Raw genomic sequence first — 4086 nt, forward strand, 5'->3', positions numbered from 1 at the left:
CCGCCCGGTCCGCGAGTCCTCTCTGCAACGTCCGGTGAGTGAGGGTCGCTACAGCACGCAGACAGCACGACAGGATCATTTGATCTAGAAACGACGGAACCCCAGATCCTACAGTAGACATGCTGTGACCTGGGAATTCTGGCTTGGAGCGGATGACGGGAATCGAACCCGCGTTCTCAGCTTGGGAAGCTGATGTTCTACCATTGAACTACATCCGCGATGTGGTGCAGAGCGTACACGGTAGCGCTCCTCATCCTGGGACGGGCTCGCTAGGGTGGGCGGGTGTTGCTGAGCGATGGTGATCTACGCAAGGAGCTCGCCTGCGGGCGTCTCGGGGTCGCCCCTTTCGACGAGGCGATGATCCAGCCGTCGAGTATCGACGTGCGGCTTGACCGGTTCTTTCGGGTGTTCAACAACACCAAGTACACCCACATCGACCCCCGGCAGCAGCAGGACGACCTCACCACGCTGGTCGAGACCGCCGATGACGAGCCGTTCGTGCTGCATCCGGGTGAGTTCGTGCTCGGGTCCACCTTCGAGGGGGTCGAGCTGCCTGACGATCTTGCCGGGCGGCTCGAGGGGAAGTCCTCGCTCGGGCGTCTCGGTCTGCTCACCCACTCGACGGCCGGGTTCATCGATCCCGGGTTTCAGGGGCACATCACCCTCGAACTGTCCAACGTCGCCAATCTGCCCATCACGCTCTGGCCCGGGATGAAGATCGGGCAGCTGTGCCTCTTCCGGCTGACCAGTGCGGCCGAGAACCCCTACGGGTCCAAGCAGGCCGGCTCCCGCTACCAGGGGCAGCGTGGGCCCACCCCTTCACGGGCGTACCTCAACTTCCACCGCGTCGACACGCGCCGCTGACTCTCCCGCCACCGGGGTCAGTGCCGCGCCCGCCGCGGGAAACACTGCCGCCAGCAGCAGTGCCGCCGGGTAGCCGAACGCGGTGATCAGGGCGCCGAACAGCGGGGCGGCGGCCATCGCCGCCACGTTCTGGCCGGTGTTCTGCACGCCCAGCGCTCGGCCCGCCCAGAACGGGCCGGCCAGCTCCGCGGTGGCCGTGAAGCCCAGGCCGTTGTCGGTGACCGTCACGATCAGGGCCGCTACCAGGGCGGCTATCGCCAGCCACGAGTCCAGGACATCGCCCACCGCCCACAGCACCATCGTGGCCAGGGCGAACACCGCGATCAGGCGCATCGGGCGCATGCGGCTCGCGGCCCGGTCCGACCACACGCCCGCCAGGATCCGGCCGGCCGCGCCAACCACCTGCACCACCGCCACCAACTGGCCGGCCGCCACGGGGTTCCAGCCGCGCGACGACACCAGGTAGGTGACCGCGAACGTCGCCGACACGAACTGGGGGAACACCAGCATCGCGCTCGCCGTGTGCAGGCGGATCAGTGTCGTCGAACGAGGGCCCCTGTAGGGGGACACCGCCGCCGACACGGTTCGCGGCGGCCGGGGCGGGTCGACCACCACGAACCACACCAGCGCCGCCGACAGCAGGCACAGCACCGCCGGCAGGGCCACGGCCGTCTCGAAGTCGAAGTGATCGGCCAGTGGTGGCAGGGTCGCGGCCGCGATGCCGACGCCCACCGGCTGGGCGGTCTGCCGGATGCCCATTGCCAGGCCGCGTTCCCGGGCGCTGAACCAGCCCAGCACCACCCGGCCGCTCGCCGCGTTCACCGACGCCGCGCAGGCGCCCGCCAGCATCAGGCCGGCGCCGAACAGCACGAATCCCGGCAGCGCCAGGCTCGCCAGCAGGAGCGCGCCGGTGAGGGCCAGACCGATCGTCATCACGGTTCGCTCGCCGTAGCGGTCGGCCGCCGCGCCCCACGCGATGAGTGCGCACAGCAGGCCGAGCAGCGGCGCCGAGATCAGCAGGCCAGCCGAGGTCAGCGACAGCCCGTGGTCCGCCTGCAGCGCCGGGATCAGGAACGGGAGACCGTACAGGAAACTGCACGTGGTGGCCTGCGCGATCAGTCCGGTGGCCAGGATGAACCAGCGTCGCATGCCGTCACGGTAGCTCGCGGATCCTGAATGTTGGGAACGGTTTCCCGCGGTATGAGAAGCATGCTGGTGGTAGACCTACCGTCGGGTGGGGGGCTTCCCGGATGTCGCGCCGCACTCTCCCGCCATAGCTTCAGTACGGCACAGGAATCTTGAGTGGAGGCGGGACAATGCGGATCAGGTACGCGTTGGTAGGGGTCACCGTCCTGGCCGGCGGTCTGCTGCTGGCGGCATGCAACTGGGTGGGGATCGCCGACGAGAAGTTCAGCGACTCGCGGACGTTGTCGGAGTCGGTCGGCGAGGTGCGGATCGCGAGCGACTCGGGTGACGTCACGATCACTTCAGGTGACAAGCTCGAGGTGCACCGTGACGTCAGTTACGGGGACGCGAAACCGGGCGAGACGTTCCACGTCGACGGGAACGTGCTGGTCCTCGAGGACTGTCCGGAGCAGGACTGCCGAGTCGACTACGACGTCACGGTCCCGAAGGTCACCAAGGTCAGCGGGCATCTCGACTCGGGTGACCTCGAGGTGACGGGCGCAACCAGCGCGAACGTCGAGGCCGAATCCGGCGATGTGACGTTGCGCGACGTCGATGGCGAGGTCAACGCCAAGGCGCGGTCCGGCAACGTCGACCTGTCCGGCATCCAGGGCGCGGTCGTGGCCGGCGCCCGGTCCGGGAATGTCACAGTGGCCCTCGCCGAACCGGGGAGCGTCACGGCGAGCACGTCGAGCGGCGACGTCGACGTGACCGTGCCCAAGGGCAGGTACCGGGTCGTCATCCAGGCCGACGAGGCCACGAACGAGCTCGGGGGCGGCACCTCGGGGCCCCGCATCGAACTGCGGTCCGACAGCGGCGATGTGACTTTGCGGCCCGCCTAGGGAACACACGGGGCCGGTCGCTCGTTGAGGGAATCAGGAAGGTTGAGTGTCAGGGGCTCAAGTCTGGTTTGACGAGTGATCCAACCCGACGGCAGACTTGAGTGGGAGCCACTCAACCCACACAGGAGCAGAAAGCAGGAGGAATACCAATGGCGCGAGCGGTCGGAATCGACCTGGGGACGACCAACTCCGTCGTCGCCGTCCTCGAGGGCGGTGAGCCGACGGTGATCGCCAACTCCGAGGGTTCGCGGACGACCCCGTCCATCGTGGCCTTCGCCAAGAACGGTGAGGTACTCGTCGGTCAGCCGGCGAAGAACCAGGCCGTGACCAACGTCGACCGCACGGTCCGTTCGGTCAAGCGGCACATGGGCACGGACTGGAAGACCGAGGTCGACGGCAAGAAGTACTCCCCGCAGGAGATCAGCGCCCGCGTGCTGATGAAGCTGAAGCGGGACGCCGAGGCCTACCTGGGCGAGCCGGTCACCGACGCGGTGATCACCGTTCCGGCGTACTTCGAGGACTCCCAGCGGCAGGCCACCAAGGAGGCCGGGCAGATCGCCGGCCTGAACGTGCTGCGGATCGTGAACGAGCCGACCGCGGCCGCCCTGGCGTACGGCCTGGACAAGGGCGAGAAGGAGCAGACCATCCTCGTGTTCGACCTCGGTGGTGGCACGTTCGACGTGTCGCTGCTGGAGATCGGCGAGGGCGTGGTCGAGGTCCGCGCGACGTCCGGTGACAACCACCTCGGTGGCGACGACTGGGACCAGCGGATCGTCGACTGGCTGGTCGACAAGTTCAAGCAGTCCTCGGGCATCGACCTCACCAAGGACAAGATGGCGCTCCAGCGCATCCGTGAGGCCGCGGAGAAGGCGAAGATCGAGCTGTCCAGCTCGAACAGTGCGAACATCAACCTGCCGTACATCACGGTGGACGCGGACAAGAACCCGCTGTTCCTCGATGAGACGCTGTCCCGTGCCGAGTTCCAGCGGATCACCAGCGACCTGCTGGACCGCACCCGTGCCCCGTTCAACAACGTGATCAAGGACGCCAGCATCAAGGTCGGCGACATCGACCACGTCGTGCTCGTGGGTGGCTCGACCCGCATGCCGGCCGTCACCGACCTGGTGAAGGAGCTGACCGGCGGCAAGGAGCCGAACAAGGGCGTCAACCCGGACGAGGTCGTCGCGGTCGGCGC

At 67.6% G+C, this 4086-nt stretch carries 4 protein-coding genes and 1 tRNA gene; 3 read left to right on the forward strand and 2 right to left on the reverse strand.

Features of this window, described 5'->3' with window-relative positions; genetic code table 11:
• Positions 1–144 precede the first annotated feature (144 nt).
• Positions 145–218: transfer RNA gene (locus ACJ73U_RS01970), tRNA-Gly, on the reverse strand.
• Between the two features lie 64 nt (positions 219–282).
• On the opposite strand from ACJ73U_RS01970, the gene dcd reads away from it, so the two are divergent.
• Positions 283–864, forward strand: a complete 582-nt coding sequence (gene dcd, locus ACJ73U_RS01975; RefSeq protein WP_407775746.1) for a dCTP deaminase — start codon at positions 283–285, stop codon at positions 862–864.
• On the opposite strand, the gene ACJ73U_RS01980 is transcribed toward dcd, so the two are convergent.
• The gene (locus ACJ73U_RS01980; RefSeq protein WP_407775747.1) at positions 820–2013 is read right to left on the reverse strand and encodes an MFS transporter; all 1194 of its coding nucleotides are present in this window, start codon (positions 2011–2013) and stop codon (positions 820–822) included. The two genes, dcd and ACJ73U_RS01980, sit on opposite strands and share 45 nt — an antisense overlap.
• Positions 2014–2180: 167 nt before the next feature.
• On the opposite strand from ACJ73U_RS01980, the gene ACJ73U_RS01985 reads away from it, so the two are divergent.
• Both ACJ73U_RS01985 and ACJ73U_RS01990 read left to right on the forward strand, forming a co-directional pair.
• Entirely contained in the window at positions 2181–2891 is a 711-nt protein-coding gene (locus ACJ73U_RS01985; RefSeq protein ID WP_407775748.1) for a DUF4097 family beta strand repeat-containing protein, read from the forward strand.
• Between the two features lie 149 nt (positions 2892–3040).
• Positions 3041–4086 (forward strand): Hsp70 family protein (locus ACJ73U_RS01990; RefSeq protein WP_407775749.1); only part of this gene is annotated, 1046 nt, incomplete at its 3' end.

The organism is Actinophytocola sp. (genome assembly GCF_045807065.1).
Lineage (GTDB): Bacteria > Actinomycetota > Actinomycetes > Mycobacteriales > Pseudonocardiaceae > Actinophytocola.